The 18,052-nt window shown below is 58.8% G+C and carries 18 protein-coding genes; 8 read left to right on the top strand and 10 right to left on the bottom strand.

Annotation, left to right across the window (positions count from 1 at the left end):
• Positions 1-3: 3 nt before the first annotated feature.
• The 4 genes from infB to U5K31_00375 form a co-directional block, all read right to left on the bottom strand.
• The gene (infB, locus tag U5K31_00390; protein MDZ7771200.1) at positions 4-1,815 is read right to left on the bottom strand and encodes a translation initiation factor IF-2; all 1,812 of its coding nucleotides are present in this window, start codon (positions 1,813-1,815) and stop codon (positions 4-6) included.
• Positions 1,752-2,804: a hypothetical protein gene (locus U5K31_00385; GenBank protein MDZ7771199.1), complete on the bottom strand. Its 1,053-nt coding sequence runs from the start codon at positions 2,802-2,804 to the stop codon at positions 1,752-1,754. The genes infB and U5K31_00385 overlap by 64 nt, the downstream gene beginning before the upstream one ends.
• Positions 2,805-2,907: 103 nt before the next feature.
• Complete coding sequence (gene nusA, locus U5K31_00380) at positions 2,908-4,164, bottom strand: transcription termination factor NusA (GenBank protein ID MDZ7771198.1); 1,257 nt, start codon at positions 4,162-4,164, stop codon at positions 2,908-2,910.
• A 27-nt stretch (positions 4,165-4,191) separates the two neighbouring features.
• Positions 4,192-4,653, bottom strand: a complete 462-nt coding sequence (locus tag U5K31_00375; GenBank protein ID MDZ7771197.1) for a ribosome maturation factor — start codon at positions 4,651-4,653, stop codon at positions 4,192-4,194.
• 254 nt (positions 4,654-4,907) lie between these two features.
• Here U5K31_00375 and U5K31_00370 point away from each other — a divergent pair, with 254 nt between their 5' ends.
• The 3 genes from U5K31_00370 to U5K31_00360 are packed head-to-tail and all read left to right on the top strand — an operon-like array spanning position 4,908 to position 8,219.
• Positions 4,908-6,851, top strand: a complete 1,944-nt coding sequence (locus U5K31_00370; GenBank protein MDZ7771196.1) for a hypothetical protein — start codon at positions 4,908-4,910, stop codon at positions 6,849-6,851.
• Positions 6,833-7,789, top strand: a complete 957-nt coding sequence (locus U5K31_00365; GenBank protein MDZ7771195.1) for a hypothetical protein — start codon at positions 6,833-6,835, stop codon at positions 7,787-7,789. The genes U5K31_00370 and U5K31_00365 overlap by 19 nt, the downstream gene beginning before the upstream one ends.
• Positions 7,680-8,219 carry a DUF192 domain-containing protein gene (locus U5K31_00360; protein ID MDZ7771194.1) on the top strand — a complete coding sequence of 180 codons (540 nt, stop codon included), beginning with the start codon at positions 7,680-7,682 and terminating at the stop codon, positions 8,217-8,219. The genes U5K31_00365 and U5K31_00360 overlap by 110 nt, the downstream gene beginning before the upstream one ends.
• A gap of 309 nt (positions 8,220-8,528) precedes the next feature.
• On the opposite strand, the gene fbp is transcribed toward U5K31_00360, so the two are convergent.
• The 5 genes from fbp to U5K31_00335 form a co-directional block, all read right to left on the bottom strand.
• Complete coding sequence (gene fbp / locus U5K31_00355; GenBank protein ID MDZ7771193.1) at positions 8,529-9,539, bottom strand: class 1 fructose-bisphosphatase; 1,011 nt, start codon at positions 9,537-9,539, stop codon at positions 8,529-8,531.
• 76 nt (positions 9,540-9,615) lie between these two features.
• Positions 9,616-10,206 (bottom strand): dephospho-CoA kinase, encoded by a 591-nt coding sequence (coaE, locus tag U5K31_00350; GenBank protein MDZ7771192.1) that lies wholly within the window; start codon positions 10,204-10,206, stop codon positions 9,616-9,618.
• A protein-coding gene (gene prfB, locus U5K31_00345) for a peptide chain release factor 2 (protein MDZ7771191.1) occupies positions 10,206-11,346 on the bottom strand; the annotation gives its coding sequence in 2 pieces (ribosomal slippage) (positions 10,206-11,267 and positions 11,269-11,346; 1,140 coding nt in all). Before prfB ends, coaE begins: the two co-directional genes overlap by 1 nt.
• A 90-nt stretch (positions 11,347-11,436) precedes the next feature.
• Positions 11,437-11,679 (bottom strand): hypothetical protein, encoded by a 243-nt coding sequence (locus tag U5K31_00340; protein MDZ7771190.1) that lies wholly within the window; start codon positions 11,677-11,679, stop codon positions 11,437-11,439.
• 121 nt (positions 11,680-11,800) lie between these two features.
• Positions 11,801-12,424, bottom strand: coding sequence for a tetratricopeptide repeat protein (locus tag U5K31_00335; GenBank protein MDZ7771189.1), 624 nt, complete (start codon positions 12,422-12,424; stop codon positions 11,801-11,803).
• A gap of 199 nt (positions 12,425-12,623) precedes the next feature.
• Between U5K31_00335 and U5K31_00330 the strand changes: the two genes are divergently transcribed.
• Positions 12,624-14,870: a prolyl oligopeptidase family serine peptidase gene (locus tag U5K31_00330; GenBank protein ID MDZ7771188.1), complete on the top strand. Its 2,247-nt coding sequence runs from the start codon at positions 12,624-12,626 to the stop codon at positions 14,868-14,870.
• A 159-nt stretch (positions 14,871-15,029) separates the two neighbouring features.
• On the opposite strand, the gene U5K31_00325 is transcribed toward U5K31_00330, so the two are convergent.
• Positions 15,030-15,233 (bottom strand): hypothetical protein, encoded by a 204-nt coding sequence (locus tag U5K31_00325; protein ID MDZ7771187.1) that lies wholly within the window; start codon positions 15,231-15,233, stop codon positions 15,030-15,032.
• Between the two features lie 146 nt (positions 15,234-15,379).
• On the opposite strand from U5K31_00325, the gene U5K31_00320 reads away from it, so the two are divergent.
• The 4 genes from U5K31_00320 (at position 15,380) to U5K31_00305 (ending at position 18,014) form a co-directional block, all read left to right on the top strand.
• Entirely contained in the window at positions 15,380-15,916 is a 537-nt protein-coding gene (locus U5K31_00320; GenBank protein ID MDZ7771186.1) for a hypothetical protein, read from the top strand.
• Positions 15,913-16,383, top strand: coding sequence for a hypothetical protein (locus U5K31_00315; protein ID MDZ7771185.1), 471 nt, complete (start codon positions 15,913-15,915; stop codon positions 16,381-16,383). The genes U5K31_00320 and U5K31_00315 overlap by 4 nt, the downstream gene beginning before the upstream one ends.
• 28 nt (positions 16,384-16,411) lie before the next feature.
• On the top strand, positions 16,412-17,584 hold the full coding sequence (locus U5K31_00310; GenBank protein MDZ7771184.1) for a bifunctional chorismate mutase/prephenate dehydratase: 1,173 nt from the start codon (positions 16,412-16,414) through the stop codon (positions 17,582-17,584).
• A gap of 127 nt (positions 17,585-17,711) precedes the next feature.
• Entirely contained in the window at positions 17,712-18,014 is a 303-nt protein-coding gene (locus tag U5K31_00305; GenBank protein MDZ7771183.1) for an insulinase family protein, read from the top strand.
• Positions 18,015-18,052: the final 38 nt, after the last annotated feature.

The raw sequence follows: 18,052 nt of genomic DNA, 5'->3' as shown, positions 1-18,052 counted from the left end.
CCGCTATTCGATATCTTCCAGGTTCTTGGCGTCTTCCAGGCTGCGCTTCTCTTCGACCATGGTGTAGTTCTCGATGACGTCGCCCACTTTGATGTCGTTGTAGTTGACGATGCTGATGCCGCATTCGTAACCGGTCTGCACCTCCTTGACGTCGTCCTTGAAACGCTTCAGGGAGTCGATTTCCCCGTCGTAAATGACGACTCCGTCTCTCACGACGCGGACGGGGTTGTTTCGATGAATCTTGCCTTCGGTCACGTAGCAGCCTGCAATGGTGCCCACCTTGGAGACCTTGAATATCTCGCGGACTTCGGCGTTTCCGAGCAGTTTCTCGCTGATTTCCGGCGAGAGCAGGCCCTCCATGGCGTCGCGCACTTCGTCGACTGCGTCGTAGATGACGCTGAAGAGCCGGACATCGATCTCCTCCTCTTCGGCGGTGCGGCGCGCATTGGCCGAGGGCCGCACCTGGAAGCCGATAATGATGGCTTCGGAAGCGGAGGCAAGCAACACATCCGATTCGGTGATAGCGCCCGCGCCGGTGTGAATGATGTTCACGCCGACCTCGTCAGTGCTCAGTTTCTGCAATGCCCCGGAAAGAGCCTCGATGGAGCCGTCCACGTCGGCCTTGATGATGATGTTGAGCTCGGAGACCTCGCCCAGCGCCATGCGTCGGCTGAGATCGTCCAGCGTAAGATGTTTGGTGCGGCGAAGCTGCTGTTCGCGGCGGATCTGCGAGCGCTGGTTGGCCACTTCCTTAGCGGATTTTTCATCGGCGGCCACCACCAGCTTGTCGCCGGCCTGGGGAATGTCGTCAAGACCCATAAGTTGCACGGGAGTCGAGGGGCCGGCCTCCTCAACGCGAGTGCCATGTTCATTTTCCATGGCACGTACGCGACCGAAGCATGAGCCCGCCACAAAGGCATCGCCCACGTGCAGAGTGCCATTCTGCACCAGGATATTAGCCACTACACCCTTGCCCTTGTCCACACGGGCTTCCAGCACCACGCCGTCGGCGCGGCGGTCGGGGTTGGCTTTCAATTCCATGAGATCGGCTTCGATGAGGACTTTCTCAAGCAGATCGTCGATACCCTCACCGGTCTTGGCGGAGACTTCGGCGCTTTGGCTCTCGCCGCCGTATTCCTCAACGATTACGTCGTGTTCAGCGAGTTGATTCTTGATCTTGTCGGGGTTGGCACCCTCCAGGTCCATTTTGTTGATGGCCACGATAATAGAGACGCCAGCGGCCTTGGCGTGGTTAATGGCCTCAATGGTCTGAGGCATCACCGCATCGTCAGCAGCCACCACCAGGATCACAATGTCAGTAGCTTGGGCGCCGCGCGAGCGCATGGCGGTAAAGGCCTCGTGGCCCGGGGTATCCAGGAAGGTAATGTGGCGACCGTCTTCAGTCATAATTTCGTAGGCGCCCACATGCTGGGTAATGCCTCCCGCCTCGCCGGCAGCTACACGGGTCTTACGGATATGGTCCAGCAGGGAGGTTTTCCCATGGTCCACGTGTCCCATTACCGTAATAATGGGCGCGCGCGGCTGAAGATCTTCGGGATCGTCCTCCTCCAGTTCGATCTCCTCGATGGCCTCATCGGCATCTACGAATTCCACCTCGCGACCAAACTCCTCAGCCACCAACTCAATAGTGCTGGCGTCCAGGCGCTGGTTGATCGAGACCATCATGCCCAGGTTCATACAGGTCGTAATCACCTCATTGGCCTTCACCCCAAGCTCCTCAGCCAAGTCACTCACGGTAATAAATTCGGTAACCTCGAGGATCTGCTCTTCGAACTCTTCCAGTTCGGCCTGCATCTGCTCCTCCTCTTCACGCTCCTCACGCCGCTGTCGGCGGCGTTTCTGCCGGCGGGAGCCCACAGTCTCGGACTGCTGCATCTTGTGCATAGTCTCCTTGAGCTTCTCCTCGACGTCGTCTTCGGCAGGTCCGCCCCGGCTCTTGCGTTTTTTCTTTTCTTGGTCTTGGAGGAGCTTGACTTGTCGCTGTCGGAGTCCTTAAGGTCTTTCTTGCGCTTGCGCTTCTTGCGGCGCTTGATCTGCTTGTTTTCCTCGTCGATCTCAACCTTGCCAAGCACCTTGGTGCCCTTGAGCTTGCCGGCTCGGCCACGGATGACCATCTCCTCGTCGATGCCGTCATCCTCTTTCTCGTCTTCCTCCGACTCCTCGACTTCCTGACTTTCCGACTCTTCGACTTCGTCCGACTCCTCGACTTCGGACTTTTCGACTTCGTCCGACTCCTCGACTTCCTGACTTTCAGACTCTTCGACTTTTTGACTTTCCGACTCCTCGACTTCGGACTCTTCGACTTCGTCCGACTCCTCGACTTCAGGACTTTCCGACTCTTCGACTTCGGACTCCTCGACTTCCTCCGACTTTTCGACTTCCTGACTTTCCGACTCTTCGACTTTTGGACTTTCCGACTCTTCGACTTGTGGTTTCAGGCCCGCAATGGTGCCGTCGTCCCCGTCCTGTGGCTCGAGGGGCATCTCCTCTTCATCCTGCGGCTGCAGAAAATCATCGATGGAGACGGTTTCGTTACGGCTCTGACGAATCTGATTACGACGGCTTTCGTACTGCTCTCTCGCCTTTTCATGTTCACGGCTCTTCTCCTTGTCGGAACCGTACTCCTCCTCCAGCACCTCGTACATATCCGAGGTGATCTTCGAGTTGGGCTTGTTGGCGATTTCAATGCCCTCTTCGGCAAGTGCATCCACAATGGACTGTGTCGACACATTGAACTCGGATGCGACCTTGAATAACTTTTGGGGCTTGTCGTTCTGCGGCATAAAGGGTGTTCGTGAAACGCTCTGTTTACTTGCTATTTAATCCTATAGGCCATCCTTTGAAAGGTATAAGGTTCGGCGGTATAAGGGCAAATTTAGTTTGTTTCTAGCGATCCTCGTCATCGAACTCATAGGCGATGATATCGAGGATGCGTTCGGCCTCCTCCTCGCTGATCCTTCCTTCGGTACGGCGGACGATCTCTTCCTCATCAAGTTCAAGCACCTGGCGGGCGGTGTCACAGCCGATCTCGTGGAGGATTTCGATAACCTCCTCACCGAAATCGATTTCAAATTCTTTCAGATCAATGTCGTCCTCCTCCTCCACCTCCCGGTAGACGTCGATTTCACAGTCGGTTAGCATAGAGGCCAGTCGGATGTTTACACCGCCCTTTCCTATAGCTTTGGAGACCTCGTCCGCCGGCACCAGCACCTTCGCATGCTTGCCGTCCTCACTTAGTTCAACGTTCAGTACCTTGGCCGGCTGCAGGGCCCGTTTGATAAACTCGAACTTATCGTCGGTCCAGTTGATCACGTCGATGTTTTCGTTCTGCAGCTCCCGTACGATGGCGTGAATACGAATGCCTTTCATGCCCACGCAAGCTCCGACGGGATCTACACGTTCGTCGTGCGACATCACCGCCACCTTGGACCGGTCGCCCGGCTCGCGGGCGATGCGTACCAGGTCGATGATACCGTCGTAGACCTCAGGTATTTCGTTCTCGAAGAGGCGCTCCAGGAAGAGCGACGAGGTGCGCGAGACGATCACTGAGGGATTGCCGTTGTAGCGTTTAACTTCCTTGACAACGGCACGTATGGTATCACCCTTGCGGTAACGGTCCTTGTAAATTTGTTCGCCCTTGGGCATCACCAGCTCCACGCCGTTGTGGTTGACCAGCATTTCACGATTGCGGATCTGGTAGACGTCTCCAAGTACGATCTCGCCCACGCGGTCGGAGTATTCCTCGAAAATGTTGTCCTTCTCGATTTCACGGATGCGCTGGGCCAGCTGCTGGCGCGCCATCATCACGGCACGCCGGCCGAAGTCCTGGATGGAAAGTTCCTGGGCGAACTCGTCGTACAGCTCCAGATCCGGGTCGTGCTTATGGGCTTCCTCCACGGTGATCTCGGACACTTTGTCCGTGAGTTCCTCTTCGGGCACAACCTCTCGCACGTGCAGAACCTGAATATCACCGCGATCGGCGTTAATAATCACTTCAAAAGCGTCGTCCGAGCCGTATTTCTTCTGGATCATGGTGCGAAACACGTCCTCCAGAATCGACAGCAGCAGGTCCTTGTTGATGTCCTTGTTCTTGGCAATCTCCGCGAAGGACTGGATGATCTGCTTGGAAATATCGTTTGACATTGCGTGGGTCCTCTGGATTTTTTGAATCTAAATCGATGGAATTATTTTCGTCTCGACGACCTGCTCGAAAGGTATTTTCAAGCGGTTTCCCTCCTCTTTTTCCAGGCTTATAGCGTCGTCGGAAATTTCGCTGAGTATGCCCTCCACCGTCTCGTAGGAGCCCTCCTCGGAACGGAACTTGACGCGTGACTTTCGCCCCTTGTTTTTGGGGTACTGCCGTCGGTCGGACAGCGGTCGGCTGAGTCCCGGCGAGGAGACGTTGAGCCGGTAACCAGCCTTGAAAATATCGTGGGCGTCCAGCAAAAAACCGAGCTCATTGCTCAGCCTGGCGCACTCATCCATATTCACGCCTTTCTCCTCGGCGTCCACGTAGACCCAGACCACAGGGGTGTTGCCCCCCTTGAGCTCCACATCTACGAGGAAGAATTCCGAGTCGGCCAGGACCGTCTCGGCAAGCTCCGAAATTGTTTGTACGGTTTTATTGGACACGTATTTCCCGGTTACAGGTACAAAAAAAAGTGAGAACCTCTCGGCGCTCACTTTACAGCAGTTGAAGTTAGCCTTAATACGGCTAAAATACAACTCTGGATTGCCCCCGGACATTCCGTGCAGCCCCCCCTGCCATCAAGCATTCCGGCTCCCTGCCGAATGGTTCTTGAAATATTGATAAATCCTTATGATCCTTCGCCCAGATTTATATTTTAGCAGTGTCGACGCTTGAAATCGCAATCAACGCAGATCCCATGCGCATTTTTACCTCTCTCCTTCTTTCGATGCTCTTCCTGCCGCTTGGCTATGGCGCCGCCCAGGACGTACAGGTGCGTGCCACCACGTCCCAGGAACGCGCCCAGTCCATCGAACACCGCCACGACATGCGGGCCAATTCCATCTTCCGCGAATATCCCGTACGCAACGTGGGACCGGTGGTCATGAGCGCCAGGGTCACCGACATTGCCGTCTACGAGGACAATCCGCGCCACTTCTTCGTGGCCTACGCCTCGGGCGGGATCTTTGAATCGACTAACAGCGGCAATACCATGAGCCCGATCTTTGACCACCAGGGCACGCTCACCATGGGCGATATCGCCATCTCGGAAGCCGACGGGCAGATACTCTGGGCAGGTACCGGCGAAAACAACAGCAGCCGCTCAAGCTACGCCGGCACGGGCGTCTACAAAAGCAGCGACGGCGGAGAGAGCTGGGAGTTCGCCGGCCTACGCGGCTCACAGCACATCGGGCGTATCATCACGCACCCTGATAATCCCGACATCGCCTGGGTGGCCAGCCAGGGTCCCCTCTACTCCATAAACGACGTGCGCGGCGTCTACAAGACCACGGACGGGGGTGAGACCTGGAACCGTACCTTGACGCCGGCCGACAGCACAGGGGTCATCGACCTGGTTCGCCACCCCGGGAATCCCGACATCCTCTGGGCCTCTACCTGGCAGCGTTTTCGCCAGGCCTGGAACTTCCAGGAAGGCGGCGAAGGTTCCGCCATCTGGAAATCCACCGACGGGGGCGAGAGCTGGCAGCGCGCCATGGAGGGCTTTCCCAGCCACGCCGACGTGGGACGCATAGGGCTGGACGTGAGCCAATCCAACCCCGACATACTCTACGCCTTCCTGGACAACCAGAAGGAGTCGCGCACCAGGGAGGACCGCAACGATGATCAGCTCTACCAGGAAGATTTTGTGGAGATGAGCGAGGAGGAGTTCCTGGCGTTGGACAACGAAAAGCTCAATGGATACCTTCGGCGCAACGGCTTCCCCCAGAAGCACACCGCAGAGACGGTAAAGGGAGATGTACGCAACGGCGAGTATGAGCCCCGCGCCCTCTCCGACTACCTGGGCGACGCCAACGAGGCCCTTTTCGACACCGAAATCACGGGCGCGGAAGTCTACAAGTCCACTGACGGAGGCATGTCGTGGAGCAAGACGCAGAACTACGATCTGCCCGGGATCATCAACACCTACGGCTACTACTTCGGCGAGATCCGCGTCTCCCCCTCCGATCCCGACGTGGTCTACATCCTGGGCGTTCCCATTCTCAAATCGACCGACGGGGGACAGACCTGGTTCGAGATTGCCGAGAATCAGCCGGTGCACGTGGACCATCACGCCATGTGGATCAATCCGAACGATTCGGAGCACCTGTTCCTGGGCAACGACGGCGGACTCTACGAGAGTCACGACGGCGGCATCAACTTTATCCACCACAACACCTCCTCCGTGGGACAGTTCTATTCGGTGGAGGTGGACATGGAGGAGCCCTACAACATTTACGGGGGACTCCAGGACAACGGCGTCTACTACGGCTCCTCCCAGGGATCGCCGGATGACCAGGACTACTGGGAGAGCCTGTTTGGAGGCGACGGCATGCACGTGGCGGTGGATCCCCGCAACTCCGACCGCATCTATACCGGCTTCCAGTTCGGCAACTACTACCGCCTCGAGCAGGGGGAGGACGGCCAGACGGCCAGCATCACCCCCTCCCACGAACTGGGCGAGGACCGCTACCGCTACAACTGGAACACTCCCATCGAGATGTCCAACCACAACCCTGACATCATCTACTTCGGCTCGCAGAAGGTGAACCTGATCCCTTCGACCGGGGCAACAACTGGGAGACCATCAGTCCCGATCTTACTCACAACCTGCCCAGCGGCAACGTGCCCTACTCCACCCTGACCACCATCTCCGAATCACCGGTCAATTTCGAGGTGATCTGGGCCGGCAGCGACGACGGCATGGTGCATGTGACGCGCGACGGCGGGGAAAGCTGGCAGCGGGTATCGGACGAGCTGCCCCAGCGACGCTGGGTCAGCCAGGTGCACGCCTCCGAACACGATGCCGGCACCGCCTACGTCTCCCTCAACGGCTACCGCTACGACGAGTTCGTCACCTACCTTTACAAGACCGAAGACTACGGGCAGAGCTGGACCGACATCTCCGGCAACCTGCCCGAGGATGTGGTAAACGTTATCGTGCAGGACCCTGAGAAGCCCGACATTCTCTACGCGGGACAGGATCACGGCACCTTCGTGAGCTTTGACGACGGACAGCGGTGGCACCTGCTCAACGGCATACCCAACGCAGCCTCCTACGACATGCTGGTCCACCCTCGTGACCTGGACCTTGTGGTCGGTACCCACGGACGCAGCATCTACGTATCCGACGTGGAGCCCATTCATACCGTAAGCGAACATCTCGAGGATGAGATCTTTGTCTTCGAGCCCGAATCGGTGGAGCACGACGGCGACTGGGGCGAGCAGGACGTCGGCTATGAGCCTCCTGAGATGCCCTCCACCGAATGGATGTACTGGGTGGGCAACGAGGGCGCCGAAGGCGACCAGGTTACCATCACCGTAGCCGACAGCACAGGCAGCGCGGTGGCCGAAATCAACGACACCGCCAACTACGGCTTCAACCGCTACAGCTGGGACCTGATGACCGGAGAAGATTCCTACATCGGACCCGGCACCTACACCCTCACCTTCGAAATCAACGGAGCTACGCATGAACGCACTTTGGAAATCAGCGCTGATAACGGCGGTCCTGGCAATTGGAATCAGCGCATGTTCGGATCGCCGGACGAAATCGACTTCGAGCAGTACGAGGAGTACTGACACGGAGCAGTCCGCCGGTTCTGACCGCAGCGCCTCCCTGGAATACACCGGGGAGGTCCACTTCCTGGACGGCCCCGCCGGGGAGGCTGACACCCTGGCCTCGGTGCGCGTGGCCGTGGCCGACGAGGAGCAGGAGCGCAACGAAGGCCTGATGAACGTATCCGATCTGCCGGAGGACCGCGGCATGTACTTCGTCTTCCCGCAGCAGGAGCCCTTGAGCTTCTGGATGGCCAACACGCCCCTGTCCCTCGATATCATCTTTGTCAACGAGAGCGGGGAAATCGTACGCATCCACCGCAGCACCACCCCCTATTCCCAGGATAGCTTTCCCAGCGGGGATCCCGCGCGCTATGTGGTGGAGGTGAACGGGGGCTTTTGCGTGTCGCACGATATCCGGGAAGGGATGCGGGTGGTGTTCGAGGAGGGCTGAGGAGGGATGGACGGCCGGGTACTCGGCTGGAATTCTTTTCCGGTTTGACCCTATCCTATGCCGTATCCCATCGGAAAAGAATTAGGCCTCCGTCCCCGGCCATCCATCCCTCTACCAGCTATCTCTGAAAAGAATCAGGCCTGCGCCTCACACCTCCTTACCCCTACACTGATCCGGCGGATGCTCGCGGACTTCGCGGCAAGGGGGTACGGCTATCGCAGGCCTAAATGGTTGAAAATGAGATTGGATGAATTAGGCTAGTAGTGGTAATCAACCATTTCCAGCCGAGATAGCCGTACCCCTTGCCCGTTATCCCCCGTTGAGGAATTCCCTGACCTTCTCCACATTAGCCCTGGATCCGATAAAGATAGGCGTGCGCTGGTGCAGCGACTCGGGTACCTTCTCCAGAATGCGCCCCTCCCCGTCGATGGCCATGCCCCCCGCCTGCTCGATGATAAAGCTCAGAGGATTGCATTCGTACATCAGACGCAGTTTCCCGTCGGGGTAGTCCTTGGAGTGGGGATAGATAAAAATCCCTCCCTTGATGAGCGTGCGGTGCACGTCGGCCACCATGGAGCCGATGTAGCGGGCCGAGTAGGGGCGCCCCTCATCCGGCTCCACTTCCTGGCAGTATTTCACGTACTTCTTGAGTCCCTCGGGCCAGGAGCGGTAGTAGCCTTCGTTCACGCTGTAGATAGTGCCATGTTTGGGCATCTTGATGTCGTCCTCGCAGAGGATGAACTCCCCTATGCCGGGGTCCAGCGTAAACAGGCTCACGCCCATGCCGGTGGTGTAGGCCATCATGGTGCTGGAGCCGTAGAGCACATAGCCCGCGGCCACCTGCTGGGTGCCGGGCTGCAGGGCATCCTCCGCCTCCAGCGGATAGTCGTCCTTGTCGCGCAGATAGATGGAGAAGATGCTCCCGATGGAGACGTTCACATCGATGTTGGAGGAGCCGTCCAGCGGGTCGAGGTAGACGATATACTTGCCCCCCTCATTGTCCAGGTCCACAATGCCGTCGTTCTCCTCGGAGATCACCATGCAGGTGATTTCGGAACGGCTGAGGGCAGAAATGAGCTGCTGGTCGGCGAACTCGTCCAGCTTCTTGACGTCCTCCCCGTGTACATTGGTGTTGCCCGATTCGCCCAGGATGTTGGTGATGCCCGCCTTGTTGACCTCGCGGGAGATGATTTTGGCGGCCAGGCCGATGTCCCTCAGCAGCTGTGAGAGTTCGCCGGTGGCCCGGGGAAAGCGGTTCTGGCTTTGAATGATGTACTCTTCGAGGGTAACCAGTTGCTGCTTGGGCTTCGGCTGGGTCATCGGGTGCGGATCACGTTTGGAAAGTGCGTATTTGATTTAGCGGAAGAATAACCAAATCCGCCGAGAGAGTGAAGGCCTAACCCACCCACTCCCGGTAGAGCGCCTCGGCCTGCTCGCGCAGATCCTGCTCGGTGCCGTCGTTGCGGATCACACGGTCGGCCAGGTGCTCCAGCTCCTCGTAGGCCTGCTGGGTTCGGATGCGCGCCTCCACCTGGTCGGTCTCCAGGCCGTCGCGTTCGGCCACCCGTTGCACGCGCTCCTTGCGGGGGGCGCGGACCATAAGAAGGTAATCCACAAATTCGGGCCTGCGGTTGCCGGGCAGAAGGGCCGCCTCGTAGACAAAAGCGGAAGCGCCCTTCTCTTCGGCCTCTTCGATGCGCCGGCGGACGGCGGCGGGCACCCGGGGATGCACGATGGCGTTGAGCTCCTCCACCCTGCCCTTCTCGAAGGCCTCGCGGGCCAGGTAGTCGCGATTGAGGCTGCCGTCTTCGGCGTAGGCGGGATCGCCGAAGGCCTCTTTAATCTCGCGGACCACCTCGGGGTCGGTCACCATCAGCTCTTTGGCCACCACATCGGCCTGGCAGATCTCCGCGCCCAACTCCTCCCAGACACGGCAGACCGTGCTCTTGCCGCTTCCTATCCCCCCGGTGACGCCGATGCGTACCATCAGCTTTCGCCCGATTCGTGCTGCGAAAGGCTCAGCAGGAACTCCTTGATGAAATCGTCCAGTTCCCCGTCCATAACCGCCTCCACGTTGGAGGTTTCAAAATCGGTGCGGTGGTCCTTGACCATGTTGTAGGGATGGAATACGTAGGAGCGGATCTGCGACCCCCATTCGATCTTGGACTTCGAGTCCTCCAGCTTCTGCTTCTCGCGCTCCTTAATCTGTTTTTCAAGCTCGTAGATCTTCGAACGCAGCAGTACCCACGCCTTCTCACGGTTCTGCATCTGCGAGCGCTCCTGCTGGCATTCGGCCACCACGCGCTCCTCGGAGCCGTCCGACAGGGTGCCCTCCCAGACCAGGCGCACGCCCGTCTCCACCTTGTTCACGTTCTGTCCTCCGGCGCCGCTGGAGTGAAAGCGCTGCAGCTCCACGTCCTTGTCGTTGATGTCCACTTGGATGGTGTCGTCCACCACCGGGGAGACAAAGACCGAGCAGAAAGAGGTATGGCGCCGGGAGTTGCTGTCGAAGGGCGAGATGCGCACCAGTCGGTGCACGCCGCTTTCGGCCTTGAGAAAGCCGTAGGCCGAATCACCCTCCACCTGCACGGTGGCACTCTTGATACCGGCCACCTCCCCCTCCTGGTACTCTATCACGGAAACCTCGTAGTCGTGCTGATTGGCCCAGCGGGTGTACATGCGGTAGAGCATCTCGGCCCAGTCCTGACTTTCCGTGCCCCCTGCGCCGGGGTTGAAGGTGAGAATGGCGTCGCGGTGATCATCCTCTCCCCGCAGCATGTTGCGCAGCTCCAGCTCCTCAAGGCCTCTTTCCAGCCTGCGTACCTCGGCCTGCAGCTCCTCGCCAACCTCCTCGCCCTCGTCGGCGAACTGGCGGTAGACTTCGATGCTGTCGCGCAGCTCGTCCAGGCGGTCCCAGCTCGCCAGAAGATTTTTCTCGTGGTCCAGCTTTTTCATGACCTGGCGCGCGCTGTCGGGATCGTCCCAGAAGCCCGGGACCTGTGTCTGCTCCTGCAGCTCTATGATGCGTACTTTTCGCTGATCATAGTCAAAGATACCCCCTGAGCGCATCCACGCGCTCATAAAGTTCGTTGAGGTGGTCGGAATTGACGGTGGTTGATACGCTCATGGTCAAAGAAAGGGTTTAGATTCGTGCTTACAGGTTGGTTTCGTTCCGGAAGGCTAATCAACCGGCGCAGATGTCCCAAAGGGACGTGGATTATCGGGAAAGCCTGCCCAGGAGCAGTCCCAGCGCCACACCCCCGGCAAAGGCTATTAGGACGCCCTCCTCGGGGTGGGAGCGGACGTAGCCGCGGGCACGTTTGTAGTCACGGTCCATTTCCTTGCGCACCTGCTGCCGCTCTTCTTTAAGGCGGTCAATGAGCTGTTCGTAGCCCTTTTCAGCCTCCTTCTTCGCCTCCTTGGCGGTCTCCTCCGATTTCTCTTTCTTGCTATCAGCCATTGATATTTGTCTTTGGTTCAAACTGTAGAAGCCAAGATACAAAATTGCCGGCGAAACTCAGAAGAAGGGTGTTCATACACGGACCCCGATCTGTATTCACAGCTGAGCCATTCCGGTCACACTACTCCCCCACTTTGCGCCGGCACTCGCGGATGTCGTCCAGCGCCGGCCGGTAGTCGGGCTTGATTTCCAGGCAGCGCTCGTAGTAGGGAATGGCCTCTTCGTACTTGCCCAGGTGCTTGAGGATGAAACCGATGTTGTTCCAGGCCTCGTAATATGCATCGTCCAGCTCCAGCACCTGCTGGTAGGCCCGGCCCGCCTCCACCGTGTCGTTCATGCGCAGCAGGTGATTACCAAGGTTGAAATGGCCGGTAGGATCTTTGGGCTTCAGCCTGGTGATGTACTCGAAAAGCTCCAGGGCGCGCTCATCCTCGCCCGCCATGCAGTAGATATCGGCCAGGTTGTTGAGGGCCGGTACAAAGTCGGCCTTGCGGTCGAGGGCGTCCAGGTAGCGATTGACGGCCTCCTCGACGCGCTCCATCTCCACGTAGGTATTGGCCAGGTTGTAGTAGGCGGTGTATTCCCCGGGATCCTCCTCAATGGCCTTCAGGAAGCATTTTTCGGCCTCTTCGTACTCGCCCAGAAGCTGGTGCCCCACGCCCAGTTCGTTTAACAGGCCGGGATCGTCCGGGGAGTCCTCCAGCTCCTTTCGGATGCTGCTCATCTGCTGCTCAATCTCTTCCATGGGCGGAATATAGGGGGATGCCGGCAGCATTGACAGGCGGGCTCTCTCCCCTACCTGTAAAAATACGTTCGCGGATTTGCCAATACGGGAGCATTTTAGCTATATACCGCTAAGAGGATAATTTATTGCGGGATGGTTTAACATGGGAAAAGAATGGGATCCCATACAATTAACCTTACCCGCACCCAACCCCCGCAACATGAAACGCCTGACGGTTCTTTGTTTCTGCCTTACCCTCCTGCTGCCCGGCCTCCTGCCGGCCCAGGGCACCCTTGCCGACTACCGGCGCGCCGATACCCTCCAGCAGCATTTCGAAGGCAAGGCTCTGAACATCATTGATGAACTGGAGTGGATAGGCGACTCGCACCGCTTCTGGTACCGCCGATCGGTGGAGGGCGGACACGAGTTCCTGACGGTGAATGCCGCGCAGCAGAGCCGGGCGCGATCCTTCGACCACCAGCGCCTGGCCGAGGTGCTCTCCTCCCGGCTCGGGGAGTCCTACGGTCCGCTGACCCTGCCCTTCGAGGAAATTGATTACGGGGAGGATGGAGCATCCATTGAATTTGAGACCGGTGATTCCCTCTACACCTGCTCCCTGGACGACTATGCCTGCACGGCCGAGGAGCCGCCCCTGCCCTGGTGGCAGCAGGACGACGAGGATGATGAAGACGAGGAGACGGTAACCTCCCCCGACGGTGAGTGGGTGGCCTTCGTACACAACTACAACGTGGCCATTCGGCCGGCGGAGGGCGGCGAACGGGTCATGCTCAGCAGTGACGGATCGGAGGGAAACTATTACGAGGTGGACTCCTTCGCCTGGTCGCCCGATTCCGAAAAGCTGGCCGCCTACCGCGTGGTGCCGGGTTTCAACCGCACCATCCACTATCTGCAGAGCTCGCCACCCGACCGCCTGCAGCCGCGCCACTGGACCGACCAGTATACCAAGCCGGGAGACGTCCTGGAGACAGAGTCGCCCGTGCTTTTCCATGTGGACGATCGTGAGCAAATTTTCATCGACAACAGCCTCTTCCCCAACGCCTACAGCCAGGGCGACCTGTATTGGTGGTCCGACAGCCGCGCCTTCCGATTTGAGTACAACGAAAGGGGGCACCAGAACTACAAGGTGATCGAAGTGGATGCCGAAACCGGCAAGCCCAGGGCTCTCATCCATGAAAAGGGCAATCCCTTCTTTTCCTACTATACCACCCTCTGGCGTCACTACGACGACAACGGGGAGGAGATCGTATGGGCCTCCGAACGCGACAACTGGCGGCACCTCTACCTCTACGACGGACGCACCGGACAGGTGAAGAATCAGATCACTTCAGGCGACTGGGTCGTACGCGAAGTGGATTCCGTGGATACCGAGAAGCGGCAGATCTGGTTCCGGGCCAGCGGCATGGACGACGGTCGGGACCCCTACTACCTGCACGCCTACAGGATCAACTTTGACGGAAGCGGACTCACACGCCTCACCGAGGCCGACGGGACCCATACGGTGGACTATTCGTCGGACATGCGCTACTATGTGGACCGCTGGTCGCGCGTGGACCAGGCGCCCGTGGCCGTGCTGCGGCGCACCTCCGACCAGGGCGTGGTGATGGAACTGGAGAAAGGCGACCTGGGTCCTCTTCACGAAGCTGGCTGGCAGGCGCCCGAGCCTTTTGTAGCCAAGGGACGCGACGGGGAGACCGACATCTGGGGGTTGATCGTGCGTCCGACGGACTTCGACCCCTCCCAAAACTACCCCGTTATCGAATACATCTACGCCGGCCCGCACGACTCCTTCGTGCCCAAGAGCTTTGACGCCCACTCCCACATGATGAGCCTGGCGGAGCTGGGCTTTGTGGTGGTGCAAATTGACGGCATGGGCACCGACAACCGTTCCAAGGAGTTCCACAGTGTGGCGTGGAAAAACCTGAAGGATGCCGGTTTTCCCGACCGCATTCTCTGGCACAAGGCGGCGGCCGTGGAGTACGACTGGTATGACATCTCCAAGGTGGGCATCTACGGCACCTCGGCCGGGGGACAGAGCTCCATGGGGGCACTGCTGTTCCACCCCGACTTCTACAAGGTGGCCGTATCGGCCTCGGGCTGCCACGACAACCGTATGGACAAGATCTCCTGGAACGAGCAGTGGATGGGCTGGCCCGTGGGACCGCACTACGCATCCTCCTCCAACGTGGACAACGCCCACCGCCTGCAGGGCGATCTTATGCTGATCGTAGGCAACCAGGATACCAACGTGCCGCCTGCCTCCACCTACCAGGTGGCCGACGCCCTCATCCAGGCCGGCAAGGACTTTGAATTCTTCCCCATTCCCAACGGGGGGCACACCTCGGGCGGGGATTTGGGACAGCGCATGCGCTACGACTACTTTGTGGAGCATATACTGGACGTGGAGCCGCCCCACTGGAACAGTATGAACGGCCCGGACAGCCGCTGAAGTTCTGGATGTTGCCTGCCCTACCCCTATTTTGGACATTGATTTTTTTTACCTCCATATTCCCTGCCACATCGGAGTGCGAATAAAAAAATTAGAGTCCAAAATAGGGGTAGGGCTGCAACAAGACGATATCAATTGATGTGAGCGGTTGCCGGGCCTTCAGAAGGACCAGATCAGCGGGGCGAGCGCAACGATGATGATCCACAAGGTGATCTGCAGCGGCAGCCCCGCCACAGCACAGGGCACGCCCAGCGTGATCAGAAGGTCCGCTTCCATATTGCCTGTCAGCACCTCTGTCTTGCTCGCAGGATGAATACCTGTTCTCCAGTTTCGTTTGAAAAACGATTCTGAAACAGTTGACATTCATTCGATTCGCCGACAACTCACAGTTTTTTAAAATCGGACTGGATTGCCCGAAAAATAGTTGGCATATTTAGAATCATTATAAATAACGCCGCACACCGTGTGTGGCGAACCTTCTTTATCTAATCCAACCTCCCATACCGACAATGAAACGCATATTATCCTCTACCCTGGGCATTTTTCTGACCGCCGGCATGCTCATCCTGGCCGGCTGCAGCGGCAGCTCTTCCGAACAGCAGGCCGCCGAAGATACCATGACTGCCGACAGCGAAGCGATGGCTTCAGCCGATTCCGCCTGGGCCCCCACTCAGAAACTGAACCTGAACACCGCTTCCGGCGAAGACTTCGGTACCATCCCGGGCGTAGGTGAGAACATGATCCATGAATTCGAGGAGTACCGACCCTACGTCAGCATTTCCCAGTTCCGCCAGGAAATCGGCAAGTACGTCGATTCCACACAGGTGGCCACCTACGAAGGCTACGTCTTTGTGCCTGTTCAGCGAAACGACAGCGACGCCGCTACGCTGATGCAGATTCCAGGACTGGATGCCGACGAAGCTGAATCGCTCATCGGCGCACGCCCCTTTGAATCCAATGAAGCCTTCCTGCAAGCCCTCTCCGAATACGTCAGCGAGGAGCAGATGGCCGCCGCCGAACACTTCCTGCAGTCCGGCTCGCAATGACCGCGACCGGTCCAAGTTCCGAGATCGCCTGGTTCCGGCGATTTCTGCTGGGCCTTTCGGCCCTGGTCTTTGCCGGGACCATCCCGGAGCTGATCTTTTCCGAACACACGGGGAGCCTCATGCAGTGGCTGCCCTTTGTGCTCTGTGGAGCGGGACTCGCCTCGGTGGCCGCGGTCTGGTTTCGAGCCACTCCCTCCCTGCTGAAGAGCCACCGCCTGTTAATGGTACTCATCACGGCAGGCGGAGCATTCGGGGTCTACGAGCATCTGTACCACAATTACCTCTTCGAGGTAGAAATCCGGCCCAGCGCCGGTTTTTGGGAGGCGATGGGACACGCCCTGTTCGGGAGCAGTCCCCTGCTGGCGCCGGGCATTCTCACCCTCGGTGCGGTGCTCGCCCTGGCCTTTACCTGGCGGCACCCCCTGCTGGAAGGCGGCGGTGCTTCAAAAGACGCCGAAGCGACCTGATGATAGCACATAGCCCCACCGGCATCCCATGAACAATGAGTTGGAACGCATACGCAAGCAGCTGGACCGGCTTGACCGGAACCTGATCGAAACCCTGGCAAAGCGCCACGAAATGGTCCGCCGGGTATCCGATCTGAAACTGGAAAACAGCCGTGAGATTCGGGACACCGAACGCGAGAACGAGCTCCTCAACAAGGTATCGGAGTTGGCCCGGGAACGTGGACTTGACCGCCATTTCGCGGAAGAACTGTTCCGGGAGATCCTGGAACACTCCGTACGCTACCAGCACCACTCGCTGCTGGATCACCAGAACCGGGAGGGGCAGGCCGCGCATCTGAGGGTGGCCTACCAGGGTACCGACGGCGCCTACAGTCATATGGCGGCCATGCGTCATTTCCGCGAGCGATACGGCGAGGTTGCCTGCTACGGCTACGATACCTTTCATGAGGCGGCCGACGCGGTATCGGAGGGGGCGTGCGACGTGGCCATCCTGCCGGTTGAGAACACCACCGCCGGCTCCATCAACGACACCTACGATATCCTGGGCAACGGGAATCTGCACATAACGGGAGAGGAGATCCTGAGGGTGGTCCACTGCCTCATGGCCCCCCAGGACGTACCCCTCGAAAGCATTCGGCGCATTATCTCCCATCCGCAGGCCATCGCCCAATGCAGCCGCTTCCTGGGTGGACTGAATCGCTGCAGGGTGGAATCGTACATCGATACCGCCAAGGCCGCACGGAAGGTGCTGGAAGACGGTGATCTATCCCAGGCCGCCGTCGCCGGCGCCCAAGCGGCGAAACGCTACGGACTTGTCATCCTGAAGCATGATCTGGCCAACCAGTCCGGCAACTTCACAAGATTTGTCGTTGTGGCCCCGGAACCCGTCCGTTGCGACCCCCAGATTCCGGCCAAGACCTCCCTCCTGCTGGAAACCGACCATCGGGAGGGACAACTTTTGAAATGCCTGCAGGTCCTGGGAGATGCACATATCAACATGACCAAACTGGAATCGCGTCCCCGTCCCAACCGTCCCTGGAAATACCGTTTTTACCTGGACATTGAGGGCAACGCTGCGGAAACACCTGTGCGGGAAGCCCTGGATGAGATGGAATTGAGGGCGGGCATGCTTCGGGTGCTGGGCAGCTATCCCTCCGGTCAGCCGCGATCGGAACCATGGGAAGCGGACGACGAAGGCTGATTGCTTTACAACCTCCCCCGTCCTACCTTGGAACCATTCCAACCGGCAAGCGTATGCCGTCGACACGCATATCTTCGGCCGTGTCCACGCCGTACCCCTCCGTCATCACTGAACCTGACTTCTCCCTATGAAACGCCTTTTCTCCACCCTCCTGCTGCTGCCCGCCCTGCTGCTCGTCTCCTGTTCGACCGGCGAACCCACGCCTGAACTCGGCATTAATTACGAGAAATTCACCCTGGACAACGGGCTGGAGGTGATATTCCACACCGACCGCTCCGACCCTGTGGCGGCTGTGGCGCTCACCTTTCATGTGGGTTCGGCCCGCGAGGAGGCGGGACGCACCGGCTTCGCCCACCTCTTCGAGCATCTCTCTTCCTGGAGTCGGAGAACCTGGGGCGCGGGGGACTCGACCGCCTCTCCAGCCGTGTAGGCGGCTCGGGCGCCAACGGCTCCACCAGCCGCGACCGC

This window comes from Balneolaceae bacterium (assembly GCA_034521445.1).
In the GTDB taxonomy this organism is placed as follows: Bacteria; Bacteroidota; Rhodothermia; order Balneolales; family Balneolaceae; genus JAXHMM01.
Note: the sequence above shows the minus strand (reverse complement) of the source record. Positions and strands in the feature narration are given on the sequence as shown.